Raw genomic sequence first — 15,752 nt, 5'->3', positions numbered from 1 at the left:
CTTCTCCCGCCTGGAAAGGATTCGCCGTGTACGTCTCGACCATCCGCGCTCCCGGCGCGCGGCGGCTGGGCCGGGTGCCCGCCACCGTGGTCGCGCTGGGGCTGGTCAGCTTCTTCACCGACGTCTCCGCCGAGATGGTGGCTGCCTTTCTGCCCATGTACCTGCTGTACGGCGTGGGCGCCGGCTACCTGCACCTCGGCATCCTGGACGGCCTGTACACCGGGGCCGGTGCCGTCCTGCGCCTGGCCGGCGGCCACCTGGCCGACCGCACCTCGCGGCCCAAGGCCGTCGCCCTGGCCGGATACGCCCTGTCGGCCGCGGCCAAGTTGTCGTTCCCGCTGGCCGGCGGGTCGCTGCCCGGCGTCGGCGCGGCCGTGGCCGTGGACCGCGCGGGCAAGGGCCTGCGGGCCGCCCCGCGCGACGCGCTCATCGCCGCCGCCACTCCCCCGCCGCTGCTCGGCGCCGCGTTCGGCGTGCACCGGGCGCTGGACACCGCGGGCGCGCTGCTCGGCCCGATTCTCGCCTTCACGCTGGTGGCCGCGGTGGGCTCGGCCTACGACACGGTGTTCGGGGTGAGCTTCTGCCTGGCCCTGGTCGGGGTGCTCATCCTGGCCTGTTTCGTGCGGGGCACGCGGCCGGCGCCCGCCGCCGGTCCGCGGGTGTCGGTGCGTGAGGGGTGGCGGCTGCTGCGCGAGCCGTCCGTGCGCCGCGTCGCCGTGGTCGCCACCTGCCTGGGCCTGGGTACGGCCGGCGACGCGTTCCTGTTCGTGGCCGTGCAACGCCAGTCGGGCCTGGGGCCGGGGGCGCTGCCGCTGCTTCCGCTGGCCACCTCGCTGGTGTTCCTGGCCGCCGCGGTGCCGGTGGGCAGGCTGGCCGATCGCGTGGGCGGCCGGCGGGTGTTCCTGGCCGGGCACGCGCTGCTGGCCCTGGCCTACCTGCTGCTCGGCGCCGGCGGGGTGCTGCCCGCGTGGCCGGCGGCGGCAGCCGTCCTGGTGCTGCACGGCCTGTTCTACGCGGCCACCGACGGTGTCCTGATGGCCTGCCTGGCGCCCCGGCTGCCCGAGCGGCTGCGGGCCAGCGGGCTGGCCCTGGTGCAGACCGGCCAGGCGGTGGCCCGGATGGGCGGCGCGATCTGCTTCGGGGCCCTGGCCGCCGGGCAGGGCCTGCCCGCCGCGTTCACCCTGTTCTGCGCGGCGCTGACGGGAGTGCTGGGCGTCGCCGTCCTCAAGCGGAGGAGGACATGAAACGGCTGGCCGGAGGCGTGGCGATCGGGGTGGTCCTGGTGGCGTGCGCCGCATATGTGGCCCGGACCTCCGAGGCGGCCGGAGGAGGGTCCGCCGCCGCGGCGTCCGGGCCGGGGACGCTGGTGTTCCTGGACGACCGGGGCGAGCTCTCCCGCGTGGACCGGGGCGGGGTGGCCCGTCTCGGGGTCAGGTGCCTGCGCTCGTACACGGCCCGGGGCACGACGGTGTGCCTGCGGCCGGTGGCGATCCCGGCGGGGTTCGAGGCGGCGATCCTGCGCGGCGGCAAGGAGGCGGCCGAGCCGATCCGGATCGACGGCACGCCGAGCCGCGCCCGGGTCTCCCCCAGCGGACGGCTGGCCGCCTGGACGGTGTTCCGCAGCGGCGACTCCTACGATCCGGGCGCGTTCGCCACCACCACCGGCGTCTACGACACGCGCACCGGCGCCCTTCACGGCTCGCTGGAGGACTTCGCGGTCACCGTGGACGGCCGGCCGTACCTGCGGGAGGACCGCAACTTCTGGGGCGTCACCTTCGCCGGGGACGACGAGACGTTCTACGTGACGATGGGGTCGGCGGGGAAGGTCCGGCTGATGCGGGGGCGGCTCGGCGCACGCTCGCTCAGCGCCGTCGCAGAGGGGGTGGAGTGCCCGTCGCTCTCGCCGGACGGGACCCGCGTGGCCTACAAGAAGCGCTCGGGTGAGCGCTGGCGGCTGCACGTCATGGACCTGGCGAGCCTGCGGCAGACGCCGCTGGCCGAACCTGGCGACGTGGACGACCAGGCGGAGTGGCTGGACGACGCCACCGTGGCCTACGGCAGGGACGGGGCGGTGTTCGCCGTCCCCGCCGACGGGAGCGGCACGCCGCGGCTGGTACGGCGGGGCGCCGGCGCACCGGCCATGCAGCGCTGACGGCCTAGTCCCATTCCCAGGCGACGCCGTGCAGTCCGGGCTCCGGGTCGAGGACGATGCGGGCGGCGGTGCGGGAGGCGCCGATCCACAGCTCCCGCACGGCGGTCCTGGGGTGGGCGATCGAGGCGTGGTGGTAGGCGTGGCAGCGCGCCGGCAGCGCCCCCGGGGCGAACTCCACCTCCACCGTCAGCTCCCGCGTGCCGGGCTCGGCCCGCCAGACGGTGTGCGGGTCGAGGTGACCGGGCGGGTAGGCGAGGGTGCGGGCGGCGACCGTGCTCTCGCCCGCGGGCAGGGTCCGGTCCAGCAGCATCTCGTGGACCTCGATGCCGGTCTCCTCGTCGGCCCTGATGCGGCCGGGACGCCAGCCGCGGGCCTGCTCGATCGCGGGCCCGCCGGCCCCGGCCATGTAGGCGTGGCAGACGACCAGCGCCCGCCACGCCTCCTGCCGGGTGGCGCAGAACACGGTCTGCGTGCTCACGGTGCGGATCTGGCGGTGGGCGTCCAGCCGGACCAGGACGCTGTGGCGCAGGCACGCCGGGTTCGTCAGGCTCTCCGGGGTGGCGTCGAGCTGGGCCAGGGCCCGCCGGAGCCCTTCCGGCCTGGCCCACGACCGGTCCGGGCGCGGCGGCCTGGGCGCGAGCTGCCCGGCCCACCGGCCGCGCGGGCGTGGCGGGCCGAGCAGGTCCAGCAGCCCGCCTTCGGGTACGGCCAGCATCTCCTCCAGCACGCGGACGGCCCGCAGGGAGGCCGGGCGCTCCGGCTGGGTGCGTCCGGACTGCCAGTAGCTCAGGGCGGTCCGGCTGACCGAGACGTCGCGTTCGCGCAGCCGGTGCTGGAGCCGGTCGAGGCTGAGTCCGCTCTCCTGGATGGCCAGGCGCAGCGCGGCGCTGAACGGGCCGTCCTCAAGCGCCTTCTTCAGGTCCTCCGTCATCACAGCCAGCCCTCGTGCGCGGCCGCGACCGCGAGCTGGAACCGGTTGGCCGTCGAGGTGCGGGCCATGAGCTGCTCCAGGCGGCGGTAGAACGTGCGCCGGCTCATGCCCAGCGTCTCGGCCGCCCGCACGTCGCTGACGCCGGCGTGCAGCAGCGCCAGGAGCTGCCGGTCGTCCGGGCCGATCGCGGCGCGCTCGCCGGTGGCCCGGTGCAGCGGGAGGCCGCCGGACCAGCAGAGCTCGAACAGGCCGATCAGCGCCTCGAGGAGGCCGCCCGCGTACACGATCGTGAGGGTGGCGTCGAGGCCGTCCTCGGGGCGGGCCATCCAGGCCAGGTCGTGGTCCAGGATCGTCATGTTGACCGGCAGCTCGGCGGCGACCCTGGCCTGCTCGCCCGCCTCCACGCACGGGATCACGTTGCCCTCCAGGTAGCCGGGCTGCTCCAGGCAGGCGCGCGAGTACACGACCCGGTAGGCGACGCCGCGGGCCAGTTGCTCCAGCTCGGCCCGGTTCGCGGTGCCGAACAGGTGCGGCGGGCGGTCCAGGCGGCGGATCTCGTGGCGCACGCCGGCGACCAGTTGCCGGATGCGCACCTTCACCGCCGAGCCCGTCACCACCTCGACCGGGGACTCCACGCCGCCTCTCCTGGCCGGGCGGCGGGCCTCGAAGGCGTTGCCCACGGCGATTCCCGCGCGCTCGACGTCGGCCTGGCGGCGCCGTACCAGGGCGCTGAGACCGGCGGCGGGGATGACGGCGCGGCTGCCGCGGCCGGTGTCGTGGCGGGTGGCCAGGCCCCAGGCCGTGAGGTCCTTGAGTGCGGTGCGGGCGGCGTCCTCGGTCATGCCCAGGGCGGCGGCGAGGTCGCCGGCGGTGGCGTGCGGGGTGCGCAGGAGCAGTTCGTAGCCGCGGGCGGCGTCGGGGTGCAGGCCGAGCAGGACGAGCTGGGCGTGGAGGTCATCCTGGTCCACCCGCTCACTATAGGTCGGGGGGCGGAGGCCGTCAGGGGGTGAGCGCGTGGATGGGGCCGGTGGTCGTGGTCAGCGGCCGGCAGGTGCCGCCGCGGCGGACGGCGACGAGTTCGGCGGCGATGGAGACGGCGACCTCCTCGGGGGTGCGGGCGCCGAGGTCGAGGCCGATCGGGGAGCGCAGGCGGGCCAGCTCGGACTCGGTCAGCCCCGCCGCGCGCAGGCGGCGCAGCCGCTCGTCGTGGGTACGGCGGGAGCCCATGGCGCCGACGTATCCGGCGCCGGTGCGCAGAGCGCGCTCCAGCAGCGGGAGGTCGAACTTGGGGTCGTGCGTGAGCACGGCGACGGCGGTGCGCGCGTCCACGTGCTGGCGGTCCAGGTAGCGGTGGGGCCAGTCGACGACCACCTCGTGGGCGTCGGGGAAACGCCTGCGGGTGGCGAAGACGGGCCGGGCGTCGCAGACGGTCACGTGGTAGCCGAGGAAGCGGCCGATCCGGGTGAGGGCGGCGGCGAAGTCGATGGCGCCGAAGACCAGCAGGCGGGGCGGCGGCGTGCGGGACTCGACGAACATCCGCAGGCCGTCGCAGCCGACCTCTCTGACGCCGGTCGCGCCGGTGTCGAGCATGGCGGCGGCCTCGGCCCGCACGAGCCGGTCGATCGCCGCGTCACCCGCGGAGCCGGTGTACTCGCCCGACGGGGTGAGGCAGAGGGCATGGGGAGGGCCGCTTGAGCCGGCCGCCCCGGCCGGAGGCAGGATCCGGGCCAGGGCGACCGGCCGGCCTGCGGCCAGCGCGTCCAGGTGGGCGCGGAAGGCGGGCTCGGCGGTGTGCGGCCAGACGAGGATGTCGATGACGCCGCCGCAGGTCAGCCCCACGGCGAAGGCGTCGTCGTCGCTGTAGCCGAACGTCTGCCCGATGGCCCTGCCCTCGCGCAGGGCTTCCAGGCACAGCTCGTAGACGGCCCCTTCGACGCAGCCGCCGGACACGCTGCCGACGGCGGTGCCGTCCTCGGCGACGGCGAGCGCCGCCCCGGGCTCGCGGGGCGCGCTGCCGCTGGTCCCGACGACCGAGGCGACCGCGAAGCGCCGCCCCTCCCCGAGCCAGGTCAGGAGGTCTTCGACGAGGTCACGCATGGCGTCTCCTTACCGGGTCGCGCGGGGAGGGGCGGCGGTGCCGTACGGCTCAGCCGAGAAGGCCCTCGATGAACGCGATGCCGAAGTAGGCGGCGAAGATGGCGGTGATCAGCCAGAGCAGCCAGTGGATCTCGGTGAACCTGCCGCGTGCCGCCTTGATCACGGTGTAGGCGACGATGCCGGCGCCCACGCCGTTGGTGATCGAGTACGTGAACGGCATGAGGGCGATCGTGAGGAAGGCCGGGATGGCCAGCTCCAGGTCGTCCCAGCTGATCTTGCGGGCGGCGGTCATCATGAGCGCGCCGACGAGGACGAGCGCGGGCGCGGCGGCCTGCGCGGGCACGACGGCCGCCAGCGGCGTCAGGAACATGGCGCCGGCGAAGAGGCCGCCGGTGACGAGACTGGCGAGGCCGGTGCGAGCGCCCTCCCCGACTCCCGCCGCCGACTCGACGACGACCGTGTTGGCCGAGGCGCCGGTGAAGCCGCCGATGATGGCGCCGAAGCCGTCGACGGTGAGGATCTTGCCGATGCCCTGGATCTGGCCGCGCTCGTCGGCGAGCCCGGCCTCTTCGCCGACGCCGATGATGGTGCCCATCGCGTCGAAGAAGCCCGACAGCACCAGCGTGAACAGCACGACGGTGGCGGTCAGGATGCCGGCCCGGCCGAAACCGCCGAACAGGTCGATCGAGCCGAGCAGCCCGAAGTCGGGGGTGGCGACGACGGTGTCGGGCAGGCGGGGGGTGACGACGCCCCACGTGAGCCCGTCCACGGTGGCGTTGACCGTGATCGCCAGCGCGGTTGCGGCGACGATGCTGATGAGGATGGCCCCGGGCACGCGGCGGACGAACAGGGCGAGCATGAGCAGCAGGCCCGCGCAGAAGACGGCGACGGGCCAGCCCTGCAGGTGGCCGCCGGCGCCGAGCGTGACGGGGGTGCCTTCGCCGCGGCCGACGAAGCCGGCGTCCACCAGGCCGATGAGCGCGACGAACATGCCGATGCCGACGCCGATGGCGTGCTTCAGCCCGGTGGGGATGGCGTCCATGATGAGCCTGCGGATGCCGGTGAGGGCGAAGACGACGATGACCACGCCTTCGAGCACGACCAGGCCCATCGCCTGGTCCCAGGTCATGAACGGCGCCGCCTGGAAGGCGACGACGGGTGCGACGCCGAGCCCGGAGGCCAGCGCGAAGGGGGCGTTGCCCACCACGCCCATGAGGATCGTGGTGAGCGCGGCCGACAGGGCGACGGCGGTGGTGAGCTGGGGGATCGTGAGCTGGGCGCCGGTGACGTCCTTGGCGCCGCTGAGGATGATGGGGATGAGCAGGATGATGTAGGCGACCGCCACGAACGTGGTGATGCCGCCGCGCACCTCCCTGCCCAGGGTGCTCCCCCTGCCCGGCAGGTCGAAGAACCTGCCGAGGGCTCCGGCCGGGGGCCTGGTCTCGAGCTGTGTCATGGTCGTGCCCTCCTCGGGGCGTGGCCGACCTGCGGCTGTGCTGCCGCTGGGTGCGGTTGTGGAGTCTGTCCCGCCGGAACATGGGGGGTGCGGGCTGCCCCTGTCGGTCAACTCACCCGGAGTGCGTTCATCCGGTGATGTGCTCCGGACGCACCGGCACCCGGTCGAGTGCCAGCCCCGTGGCGTCGCGGATGGCCGCGACGATGGCCGGGGTGGAGGAGAGCGTGGGTGGCTCTCCGGCGCCCCGCAGCCCGTATGGGGCGCGCGGGTCGGCGTTCTCGAGGATTTCCAGCCGCATGGGCGGCATGTCGAGGATGGTGGGGATGAGGTAGTCGGTGAACGACGGGTTGCGGACCTTGCCGTCGCTGACCACGATCTCCTCCATCACCGCCAGGCCGAGGCCCTGGGCGGTCCCGCCGTGGATCTGGCCCTCGAGCGAGAGCCGGTTGAGGATCTTACCGACGTCCTGGACGGCGGCGAGCTCGACCACCTTGACCAGGCCGAGTTCCACGTCCACGTCGACCACGGCCCGGTGCACGCACAGGCCGAGCTGGGTGTGGGTGTCGCCCTGCCCGGTGGCCTGGTCCATGCCCGTGGTGGGGTGGTGGTGGTACTCGCGGGTCTCCTCGATGACCCGGTCGCCGAGCACGTCCTCGATGGCGGCGACGACGCCGTGGGCGGCCGAGATGATTTTTCCCCCGGCGAGCGACAAATCATCGTAAGTCCCGCCGACGAGGGCGACCACCCGGTCCCGTACGGCCCGGCACGCCGCCTGGACGGCGCCGCCGGTCATGTACGACTGCCGCGACCCGGAGGACGAGCCGGAGTCGCCGACCTGGTTGTCGGCCGGGTGGATGACCACCTTCTCGACGCCCAGCTCGGTGCGAGCGATCTGGGCCTCGATGGTCACCAGCCCCTGCCCGACCTCGGCGGCGGCCGTGTGCACCAGCGCGGTGGCGGCCCCGCCGATCACCTCCAGCCGCACCTTGGCGGTGGAGTAGTCGTCGGCGCCCTCGGAGAAGCAGATGTTCTTCAGGCCGACGCCGTATCCGACGCCCCGCCGTACCCCCTCGCCGTGGGTCGTCTGGGAGGCCCCGCCGGGAAGGTGCCGGATGTCGGAGTCGTCCAAGGGCGGCGGCATCGGCAGGTCGCGCGCCTGCGCGAGCATCTCCTTCATGGGCAGCGGCGCGTGGATGATCTGCCCGGTGGCCAGCTTCGAGCCCTGGGAGGCGGCGTTGATCTGCCGGATGGTCACCGGATCGATCCCGCAGGCGGCGCCGAGCTTGTCCAGCATGGACTCGTAGGCGAAGCACGCCTGCACGGCGCCGAACCCGCGCATGGCGCCACAGGGCGGGTTGTTCGTGTAGACGCCATAGGCGTCGATCTTGATGTTCGGGATCACGTAGGGGCCGACCCCGAGGGAGGCGGCGTTGCCGACGACGTTGAGCGTGGACGAGGTGTACGCGCCGCCGTCGAGGATGATCTCCACGTCGGCGTAGAGGATCTTGCCGTCCCGGGTGGCGCCGTACTCGTAGCGCATCTGGGCCGGGTGCCGGTGCACGTGCCCGAAGAACGACTCGTACCGGTTGTAGACCATCTTCACCGGCCGGCCGGTGCGCAGGGCGAGCATGGCGGCGTGGATCTGCATGGACAGGTCCTCGCGCCCGCCGAACGCGCCGCCGACCCCGGAGAGCGTCATCCGGATCTGCTCGTCGGCCAGCCCGAGGCAGGGGCCGATCTGCGACAGGTCGTTGTGCATCCACTGGGTCGCGACGTACAGCTCGATGCCGCCGTCCTCCGAGGGGATCGCCAACCCCGACTCGGGCCCGAGGAACGCCTGGTCCTGGATGCCGACCTCGTAGGTCCCGGTGACCACGACCTCGGCGCTCGCGCGTGCCGCCGCGACGTCGCCGACCCGCACCGGCTGGTGGCGGGCCGGGTTCTGCCGCTCCTGGACCTGCGGGTAGCCCGGGTCGAGCGCCGCGCGGCGGGCGTCGGTGAGCGGCTCCAGGATCTCCCACTCGATGACGATCTCGTCGAGCGCGCGGCGGGCCGTCTCCGGATGCTCCGCGGCCACCACCGCGATCGGCTCGCCCTGGTGCCGCACCTCGCCGATGGCCAGCACGGGCTGGTCCCAGGTGTGGTCCTCCCCGTAGTGCTTGCGGCCGGGGACGTCCTCGTGCGTGAGTACGGCGTGCACCCCCGGCTGGGCGAGCGCCGGGGCGGTGTCGATGGCGACGATGCGCGCCCTGGGGTGCGGACTGCGCAGGGTGGCGCCCCAGAGCATCCCGTCCGCCCAGAGGTCGGAGGAGTAGGCGAACTCGCCCCTGACCTTGAGCGTGCCGTCCGGCCGCAGTGTGCTCTCGCCCACTCCCCCGGTGCCGGGGGCGGCGATCTCGCGCGGCGCGCGCAGCGGGGTGGTCACCTGTGTACCTCCTTGGCGACGGAGAATCCCTGTTCCCGCGCCAGCCGCATCAGCCGGCGGTGCGCCTCGGCGCCCGCCCGGCCGGACGCGTCCTGGTCGACGGTCCTCAGCTCGTCGTCCTCCACGACGGTCTCGCCGCCGACGAGCAGCCGGGCCAGCGGCGGCTGGCGGGTGGCGAAGACGAGCTGGCAGACGGGGTCGGTGACGGCACTGGCGAAGCTGCCGTCCACCCGCCACAGGGCGAGGTCGGCGAGCTTGCCCGGCTCCAGCGAGCCCAGCTCGTTCTCACGGCCGAGGTTGCGCGCGCCGCCGAGCGTGGCCATCTCCAGCGCCTGGCGGGCGGTCAGCGCGGTCGGCCCGTACGCGGCGCGCTGGAACAGCAGCGCCTGGCGCATCTCGCCGGCGAGCGTGGTCAGCTCGGAGGAGGCGTTGCCGTCCACGCCGATGCCGACGTTGGCCCCGCGGCGCAGCATCTCCGAGACGCGGGCGATGCCGGCGCCGAGGCGGCCGTTGGACGAGGGGCAGTGCGCCGCGCCGGTGCCGGTGGCGGCCAGCTTGTCGATGTCGCCGTCGCTCAGGTGCACGGTGTGGGCGAACCACACGTCGGAGCCGAGCCAGCCGAGCTTCTCCATGTAGTCGACCGGGCGCACGCCGAACGCCTCGACGCAGTGCTCGTCCTCGTCGAGCGACTCGGCCAGGTGGGTGTGCAGGCGCACGCCCTTGGCCCTGGCCAGTTCGGCGGCGCCGGTCATCAGCTCGGCCGTCACCGAGAACGGCGAGCAGGGCGCCACGGCGATGCGCAGCTTCGAGGAGAACGACGGGTCGTGGTAGGCGTCGATGGCCTCGGCGGTGGCGGCCAGGATCGTCTCGCGGTCCTCGACCACGACGTCCGGCGGCAGGCCGCCCTGCGAGTGACCGCGGTCCATGGAGCCGCGGGCCGGGTGGAAGCGGATGCCGAGCTCGCGGGCCGCCTCGATCTCGGCGGCGAACAGGTCGCCGCGGCCGCTCGGGAAGACGTAGTGGTGGTCGCTGGAGAGCGTGCAGCCGGACAGCGCGAGGTAGCCGAGCCCGGCGGCGGCGGCGCCCTTGACCACCTCGGCGTCCATCGCGGCCCACACCTGGTAGCTGGCGACCAGCCACTCGAAGAGCGTGGCGTCCTGGGCCAGGCCCTGGGAGGCCCATTGGTAGAGGTGGTGGTGGGTGTTGACCAGGCCGGGCGTGGCCAGGCAGCCGGTGCCGTCGATGCGCTGAACGCCGGGCCCGCCGGGCTCGGGCGCGCGACCGGCGCCGAGGGCGGCGATCCGATCCCCCTCGATCCGGATATATCCGGACTCGATCTCGGGGCCTGCCACGGGGGCGATGTAGACGTTGTCGATGATCACGGTCCGGCCGGGGCCACCCGCAGGCCCGGTCATGCGCCGGCGACCTTACGCGAGGCGGCCAGCCGTACCGCATCCAGGATCTTCTCGTAACCGGTGCATCGGCACAGGTTCCCCGCCAGCGCCTCGCGGATCTCCGCGTCGGAGAGGTCGGGCACGCGTTCGTGCTTATGGTCGCGACCGCTTCGCTCCTCGTTGGCTCGTCCCTCGCTCTCTCGTCGCGAGCTCCATCGCTCGATGAGGTCGTGCGCCTGCACGACGAGCCCCGGCGTGCAGAACCCGCACTGCACCGCGCCGCACTCGACGAACGCCTCCTGCACCGGGTCGAGCCGGTCGCCGTCGGCCAGCCCTTCGACGGTCCTGACCTGGCGCCCCTCGGCCTGACCGGCCGCCACGAGGCACGAGCAGACGGGCGTGCCGTCCAGGTAGACGGTGCACGAACCGCACTCGCCCTGCTCGCAGGCGTTCTTGGAGCCGGGCAGCCCGACCCGCTCACGCAGCACGTAGAGCAGGCTCTCCCCCGCCCATACGTCGTCCACGGACTCTTCGCGCCCGTTCACGGTGAAGGTGACGCGCATCAGGCGGCCCTCACTTTCCGGTAGTCGTTCCACGCCCAGGTGAGCGTGCGGCGGGCCATCACGGCGATGGCGTGCCTGCGGTAGTCGGCGGTGCCGCGCACGTCGTCGATCGGCGAGGCGGCCTGCGCGCACAGCTCCCCGAACCGCTTGAGCAGCGCGCTGTCCAGCCGGGCGTCCCAGTCCAGCTCGTGCGCCAGGAAGTCCTCGGCCTCCAGCGCCCGCCGGGGCGTCGGGGCGGCCGAGCCGATGCCGGTGCCCACCCGCCGCTCGCGCGGGTGCAGCGCGAGCGCGAACGAGCACACCGCGATGACCATGGCGTTGCGGGTGCCGACCTTGGAGAAGTACTGCGGCCCGCCCGCCGCCTCCACGTGCACCGCCCGGATCAGCTCGTCCGCCTGCAGCGCGCTGCGCTTCACGCCCAGGTAGAACTCGTGCGCCGGGATCATCCGCACCCCGCGCTCGCGCGACTCCACCTCGACGGCGGCCCCGGCGGCCAGCAGCGGCGGATGGCTGTCGCCCGCCGGCGAGGCCGCGCCGAGGTTGCCCCCGACCGTGCCCCGGTTGCGGATCTGCGGCGAGCCGACCGTCCGCGCGGCCTGCGCGAGCCCCGGCAGCACCCCGCCGAGCTCCTCGATGATCGTCACGTACGGCAGGCCAGCCCCCACCCGGTAGGTGTCGCCCTCCCGCGACCAGGTGGCCAGCTCGGCGACCTGGTTGAGGTCGAGCAGGGCCGGCGGCCGGTGCACGTCGAAGTTGATCTCCACCATCACGTCGGTGCCTCCCTGAATGGGCACCGCCTCCGGCCGGACCGCCTTGGCGGCCAGCGCCTCCGCCCACGTCGTGGGCCGCAAGAACTCCATCACTACTCCCAGGCGAAGGCGGCGTCCGGGGCGTCGTCGCGCAGGACGGCGCCTTCGATCAGCCCGTAGGGGCGGTCGGCCGCGTAGTAGACCTCGTTGTCGTTGTCGAGGCCGAACGGCGCCAGATCCACCAGGAAATGGTGCTTGTTCGGCATCGCGAACCTGATCTCGCAGACCTCCTCGCAGGCGGTGAGCACGCGCTCGCCCATGGCGTAGAGGGTCTGCTGGAGGGAGAGGCTGTGGGTCTCGGCGAAGGCTTCCAGCAGGCACCGCCGTACCTCGGTATAGGACTTGCCGAAGGAGGAGGAAAGGCCCGAGTGCCGCCACTGGGCGGAGACGGCGGTGGCGAGGATGCGGTCGGTGGTCGGCCGCAGGGTGGTGTACTCGTCCTCGATGTAGCCGTGGAACTCCGAGCCGGTCGAGTTCAGGACGACCAGGTCGCGCAGGCCGGAGACGATCGTGGTGCGGCCGTCGCGGTCGTGGTGCACGACGCAGGTGCGCACCTCCTGGCCCTCGCGGACGAACGAGTGCTGCCGGTCGCCGGCGACGGGGATGCGGCGCCAGGAGTACTCCTCGATCTCCACGCGGGCGTGGTGGATCGTGGGCCGGTTGCCGACGTAGTGCCGGGCCAGCAGGAGGGCGAAGTCCTCGATCTGGTCGACGCCGAACCTCTTGGCGAAGGCGAAGGCGGTGTTCTTCTGCGTGTCGGTCGGGAGGACGGCCGCGTTGCTGCCGGTCAGGTGGACGTCTTCCATGTCGCCGGAGAGCGCGGAACTGACGTTGACGTCCTTGATGTGGTGGACACCGCCGTCCCGCACGACCCGGACGAGCCTGGTCTCCGCCTTCCCGTAGCGGTTGGGCCCGAGGATGACTGGCATCTAGCTCCCTCGATAGGTGGAGTACGCGAACGGGCTGAGCAGGAGCGGGACGTGGTAGTGCTGGTCCGGGTCGTCGACGGTGAAGGCGATGACCACCTCGGGGTAGAAGGTGCTCAAGCCGCCGGTGTCGAAGACGACGCGGTGCACGCCCCGGCCGGGGTTCCAGCCCTTGATCCGGCCGTCGTCGTCGGTGCGGCCCTCGGCCACGACCGTGCCGTCCCGCTCCAGCCGTACGGCGACGCCCGCGGCCGGGCGGCCCGTCGCGGCGTTCAGGATGTGGGTGGAGAAGCTCATGCCAGGCCCACCAGCTTGGCCATGCGCAGCCGGGTGATCTTGGCCAGTTCGTCGCGTACCGCGCGGCGCTCCGCCTCCTCGTCGTTGAGCAGGCGCTCGTTGAGGCGGTCGAGCATCTGGCGGCCGGTCAGCCCGGTCGCGCAGATCAGGTACACGTGGCCGAACCTGTCCTCGTAGGCGCGGTTGCCCGCGGCGAGCTCCTCCAGCACCTCGTCGCCGACGCCGGCCTGCTCCTGGCGGGACCACTTCTCGGTGCCGCGCTCGCCGATCCGGGGGTGCGCGGACAGCGCCTCCAGCACGTCGGGCCAGTCCAGCGCGCGCACCGCGGTGTCGGCGGTGGCGGTGAGCTGGGCCAGGTCCCGGTGCGGCCGGAGCGCGGCCACGGCCCCGGCGAAGGCCCGCGAGGCGCAGCAGGCCATCAGCTGGCGCTCGGCGTCGGCCGGGCTGAGGGCGTTGAAGTCGGCCAGCCCGGCCACGGTCTGCAGGTTCGGCATGTCAGAAGTACACACATGGCCGTCGTGCCCGGTCCATCCGCAAGAACTCCGAACTGGCCAACGGGTTGGTCAGGACTTTTCGTGTCATGCTCCAAGTACGTACGGAGGGTGACGGCGGGTACTGTCCGTGCATGCGACTCAACGCGCTGCCGGACATGCCGGAGCTGGGTCTGTCGACCGTGGTCGGGCACGACGACCTGGACCGCCCGTTGCGCTGGGTCGTCACCACCGACATGCTCGATCCCGGCCGCTACCTCAGCGGGGGCGAGCTGGTGCTGACCGGGCTGATCTGGCGCCAGACCTCTGAGGACAGCGAGACGTTCGTGGCGGCGCTGGCCGCCGCCGGGGTCTCGGGGCTCGGCGCCTGCGAGGCGGCCTCCGCCGGCGACCTGCCGCCCGACCTGGTGGCCGCGTGCAGGAAGCACCGGGTGCCGCTCTTCCACGTGCCGCGGGCGCTCGGCTTCGCCGAGGTGACCGAGCACATCGTGCGCCGCCTGTCCGGGGAGCGGGCCTCCGACGTCAAGGCCGTGCTCGACCGGCACCGCCGGCTCGTCTCGGGCGCCGGGCTGGACCCGGTGCTGGAGATGATCGGGCGCGACCTGGGCATGCGCGGCTGGGTGCTGACCGCCTCCGGCCGGGCCGTCGCCGGCGCCCGCCCGCCCGCCGAGGCGCCGATGCTGGCCAGGGCGTTCCTGACGGCCAAGCGGCTGCCCTGCGTGCGCTCCGGGTACACGATCTTCCCCGTGGACGAGCAGACGACCTCGCGGGTGGCCGACTGGTTCGTCGTCGTCGAAGGCTCCATGGACGACTGGCCGGAGGAACGGCTGGCGCTGGCCGCAGAGCTGGCGGCCGTGGCCGCCATGGAACGCATGCGCCTGGACGACCGGCTCAGCCCCGAGGGCCGCATCGGCCAGGAACTGGTCCGCCTCGTGCTCAGCGAGGGCCGGCCCAGCGACATCCTGCCCCGCCTGCAGGTCACCGGCCTGGCGGAGGCGCCCGGCTACGTCGCCGTCGCCGCCGCGGCCGGTGGCGGCCTGCGCCCCGGCGAGCTGCGCGTGGTCGTCAAGGAGATCCTGTACGGCCTGCGTCCCGTGATCGGGGTGGCCGAGGACGAGACGATCGCCCTGGTGCCCGCCTGCGACGAGGACGTCACCGGCCGGGTCCGCCACGCCGTACACGCCCTCGCCCCGGGGCTGGCCGGGAGCAGGCTGACGGTCGGGGTGAGCGGGCAGGCGCAGGTCGAGGGGCTGCGCGGCGCGGTCGAGGAGGCCCGCTACGCCCGGCGGATGGCCGAGGGCAGGGCGGAGCCGGACGCGGTCGTCGGGCACGACGAGCTGGCCACGCACGTGTTGCTGCTGGCCTCGGTGCCCGACGACGTGCGCCACATGTTCCGGGTGCGGCTGCTCGACCCGCTGCGCTCCTACGACCAGGTGCACCGGGCGGACCTGGTGCGGACGCTGGAGGCGTTCCTGCAGTGCTCCGGCTCGTGGACCAAGTGCGCGGAACTCCTCCACGTGCACGTCAACACGCTGCGTTACCGCATTCAGCGCATCCAGGACCTCACCGGCCGCGACCTGTCACGGCTGGAGGACCGGGTCGACTTCTTCCTGGCGCTGCGGCTGGGTTAACCGTGGCCGCTGAGCCGCTTGAGGTCGTCGCGGGTGAGCGTGACCGGGTTCTGGGCGAGCTTGACGGGGTTGCCGGCGGTGTCGAGCGGATACTGGCCCTGCTGCGGGTTGAGCAGGGCGGCGGGCGCGTCCGGGTAGGTCTCCAGGAACAGGACGTAGCCGGAGCCGGGCCGCAGCACCTGGGCGCCGCTTTCCTCGTAGGTGACGCCGCGCAGGGTGCCGCCGAGCTGCTGCACGTCGACGGCCTGGCCGGGCTGGGCGCCGCCCTTGAAGACCTTGGTGACCCTGACCTGGTAGACGGAGATCACCACGGGCGAGCCGGGCTGCTGCTGCGCGGACTCCAGGCCCGCCTGCGGGTTCAGCTTCGGGTCGCTGCCGCCGCCCTTGTCCGCGCGCAGCTCCTGCACGCGGGCGGGGGCGCCGGTGACCGTGCCCTCCACGACCAGGCTCGCCCGCTCGTAGAGCTTGTCGGCGGACTCGTAGGCGGGGTAGTCGGCGCTGTAGACGACGGGTTCTGCGGTGGCGCACGCGCTCAGCAACGCCATGGCGGCCAGCACGGGGAACAACAGTCGTGTCATCG

Annotated in this window: 15 protein-coding genes; 3 read left to right on the top strand and 12 right to left on the bottom strand. The window is 73.5% G+C overall.

The genetic code is table 11. The features are described 5' to 3' along the window. Positions 1-26 precede the first annotated feature (26 nt). Together FVE25_RS01545 and FVE25_RS01540 are read left to right on the top strand one after the other, a co-directional pair. Positions 27-1,244, top strand: coding sequence for an MFS transporter (locus FVE25_RS01545; RefSeq protein ID WP_157244541.1), 1,218 nt, complete (start codon positions 27-29; stop codon positions 1,242-1,244). Further along, a complete protein-coding gene (locus tag FVE25_RS01540; protein WP_157244540.1) occupies positions 1,241-2,152 on the top strand; it encodes a TolB-like translocation protein in 912 nt (303 codons plus the stop codon). The genes FVE25_RS01545 and FVE25_RS01540 overlap by 4 nt, the downstream gene beginning before the upstream one ends. 4 nt (positions 2,153-2,156) lie before the next feature. On the opposite strand, the gene FVE25_RS01535 is transcribed toward FVE25_RS01540, so the two are convergent. The 11 genes from FVE25_RS01535 to uraD all read right to left on the bottom strand — a co-directional run bounded on the left by FVE25_RS01535 (position 2,157) and on the right by uraD (position 13,544). After that, entirely contained in the window at positions 2,157-3,083 is a 927-nt protein-coding gene (locus tag FVE25_RS01535) for a hypothetical protein (RefSeq protein WP_157244539.1), read from the bottom strand. Then, the gene (locus tag FVE25_RS01530; protein WP_157244538.1) at positions 3,083-4,051 is read right to left on the bottom strand and encodes a TrmB family transcriptional regulator; all 969 of its coding nucleotides are present in this window, start codon (positions 4,049-4,051) and stop codon (positions 3,083-3,085) included. The genes FVE25_RS01535 and FVE25_RS01530 overlap by 1 nt, the downstream gene beginning before the upstream one ends. A gap of 31 nt (positions 4,052-4,082) precedes the next feature. Further along, positions 4,083-5,180, bottom strand: a complete 1,098-nt coding sequence (locus FVE25_RS01525; protein WP_157244537.1) for an XdhC family protein — start codon at positions 5,178-5,180, stop codon at positions 4,083-4,085. A gap of 49 nt (positions 5,181-5,229) precedes the next feature. Beyond that, positions 5,230-6,636, bottom strand: coding sequence for an NCS2 family permease (locus tag FVE25_RS01520; protein WP_157244536.1), 1,407 nt, complete (start codon positions 6,634-6,636; stop codon positions 5,230-5,232). Positions 6,637-6,763: 127 nt separating this feature from the next. Further along, the gene (locus tag FVE25_RS01515) at positions 6,764-9,061 is read right to left on the bottom strand and encodes a xanthine dehydrogenase family protein molybdopterin-binding subunit (RefSeq protein WP_219825260.1); all 2,298 of its coding nucleotides are present in this window, start codon (positions 9,059-9,061) and stop codon (positions 6,764-6,766) included. Next, positions 9,058-10,476 carry an 8-oxoguanine deaminase gene (locus FVE25_RS01510; RefSeq protein ID WP_181019417.1) on the bottom strand — a complete coding sequence of 473 codons (1,419 nt, stop codon included), beginning with the start codon at positions 10,474-10,476 and terminating at the stop codon, positions 9,058-9,060. The genes FVE25_RS01515 and FVE25_RS01510 overlap by 4 nt, the downstream gene beginning before the upstream one ends. After that, the gene (locus FVE25_RS01505; RefSeq protein WP_157244535.1) at positions 10,473-11,018 is read right to left on the bottom strand and encodes a (2Fe-2S)-binding protein; all 546 of its coding nucleotides are present in this window, start codon (positions 11,016-11,018) and stop codon (positions 10,473-10,475) included. Before FVE25_RS01505 ends, FVE25_RS01510 begins: the two co-directional genes overlap by 4 nt. Then, complete coding sequence (locus FVE25_RS01500; protein ID WP_157244534.1) at positions 11,018-11,878, bottom strand: FAD binding domain-containing protein; 861 nt, start codon at positions 11,876-11,878, stop codon at positions 11,018-11,020. The genes FVE25_RS01505 and FVE25_RS01500 overlap by 1 nt, the downstream gene beginning before the upstream one ends. 2 nt (positions 11,879-11,880) lie before the next feature. Next, on the bottom strand, positions 11,881-12,756 hold the full coding sequence (gene pucL, locus FVE25_RS01495) for a factor-independent urate hydroxylase (RefSeq protein ID WP_157244533.1): 876 nt from the start codon (positions 12,754-12,756) through the stop codon (positions 11,881-11,883). Next, on the bottom strand, positions 12,757-13,050 hold the full coding sequence (uraH, locus tag FVE25_RS01490) for a hydroxyisourate hydrolase (RefSeq protein ID WP_157244532.1): 294 nt from the start codon (positions 13,048-13,050) through the stop codon (positions 12,757-12,759). Beyond that, the gene (gene uraD, locus FVE25_RS01485) at positions 13,047-13,544 is read right to left on the bottom strand and encodes a 2-oxo-4-hydroxy-4-carboxy-5-ureidoimidazoline decarboxylase (RefSeq protein ID WP_157244531.1); all 498 of its coding nucleotides are present in this window, start codon (positions 13,542-13,544) and stop codon (positions 13,047-13,049) included. Before uraD ends, uraH begins: the two co-directional genes overlap by 4 nt. A 131-nt stretch (positions 13,545-13,675) precedes the next feature. On the opposite strand from uraD, the gene FVE25_RS01480 reads away from it, so the two are divergent. Continuing rightward, positions 13,676-15,172, top strand: a complete 1,497-nt coding sequence (locus FVE25_RS01480; RefSeq protein WP_157244530.1) for a PucR family transcriptional regulator — start codon at positions 13,676-13,678, stop codon at positions 15,170-15,172. Here FVE25_RS01480 and FVE25_RS01475 read toward each other — a convergent pair. Next, entirely contained in the window at positions 15,169-15,750 is a 582-nt protein-coding gene (locus FVE25_RS01475) for a hypothetical protein (protein ID WP_157244529.1), read from the bottom strand. The genes FVE25_RS01480 and FVE25_RS01475 overlap by 4 nt on opposite strands. Between the last annotated feature and the right edge of the window lie 2 nt (positions 15,751-15,752).

Origin of the sequence: Nonomuraea typhae (assembly GCF_009760925.1) — a bacterium.
GTDB lineage: Bacteria > Actinomycetota > Actinomycetes > Streptosporangiales > Streptosporangiaceae > Nonomuraea > Nonomuraea typhae.
The sequence above is the reverse complement of the archived record's forward strand: the minus strand, read 5'-3'. Positions and strand labels throughout refer to the sequence as shown.

Bases quoted from the DNA above. Each gene is read 5' to 3' on its own strand.
- FVE25_RS01505 (WP_157244535.1), bottom strand. From the start codon at position 11,018: ATGCGCGTCACCTTCACCGTGAACGGGCGCGAAGAGTCCGTGGACGAC.
- uraD (WP_157244531.1), bottom strand. From the start codon at position 13,544: ATGCCGAACCTGCAGACCGTGGCCGGGCTGGCCGACTTCAACGCCCTC.
- FVE25_RS01510 (WP_181019417.1), bottom strand. From the start codon at position 10,476: ATGACCGGGCCTGCGGGTGGCCCCGGCCGGACCGTGATCATCGACAAC.
- FVE25_RS01475 (WP_157244529.1), bottom strand. From the start codon at position 15,750: ATGACACGACTGTTGTTCCCCGTGCTGGCCGCCATGGCGTTGCTGAGC.
- FVE25_RS01480 (WP_157244530.1), top strand. From the start codon at position 13,676: ATGCGACTCAACGCGCTGCCGGACATGCCGGAGCTGGGTCTGTCGACC.
- FVE25_RS01535 (WP_157244539.1), bottom strand. From the start codon at position 3,083: ATGACGGAGGACCTGAAGAAGGCGCTTGAGGACGGCCCGTTCAGCGCC.
- pucL (WP_157244533.1), bottom strand. From the start codon at position 12,756: ATGCCAGTCATCCTCGGGCCCAACCGCTACGGGAAGGCGGAGACCAGG.
- FVE25_RS01500 (WP_157244534.1), bottom strand. From the start codon at position 11,878: ATGGAGTTCTTGCGGCCCACGACGTGGGCGGAGGCGCTGGCCGCCAAG.
- uraH (WP_157244532.1), bottom strand. From the start codon at position 13,050: ATGAGCTTCTCCACCCACATCCTGAACGCCGCGACGGGCCGCCCGGCC.
- FVE25_RS01525 (WP_157244537.1), bottom strand. From the start codon at position 5,180: ATGCGTGACCTCGTCGAAGACCTCCTGACCTGGCTCGGGGAGGGGCGG.
- FVE25_RS01540 (WP_157244540.1), top strand. From the start codon at position 1,241: ATGAAACGGCTGGCCGGAGGCGTGGCGATCGGGGTGGTCCTGGTGGCG.
- FVE25_RS01520 (WP_157244536.1), bottom strand. From the start codon at position 6,636: ATGACACAGCTCGAGACCAGGCCCCCGGCCGGAGCCCTCGGCAGGTTC.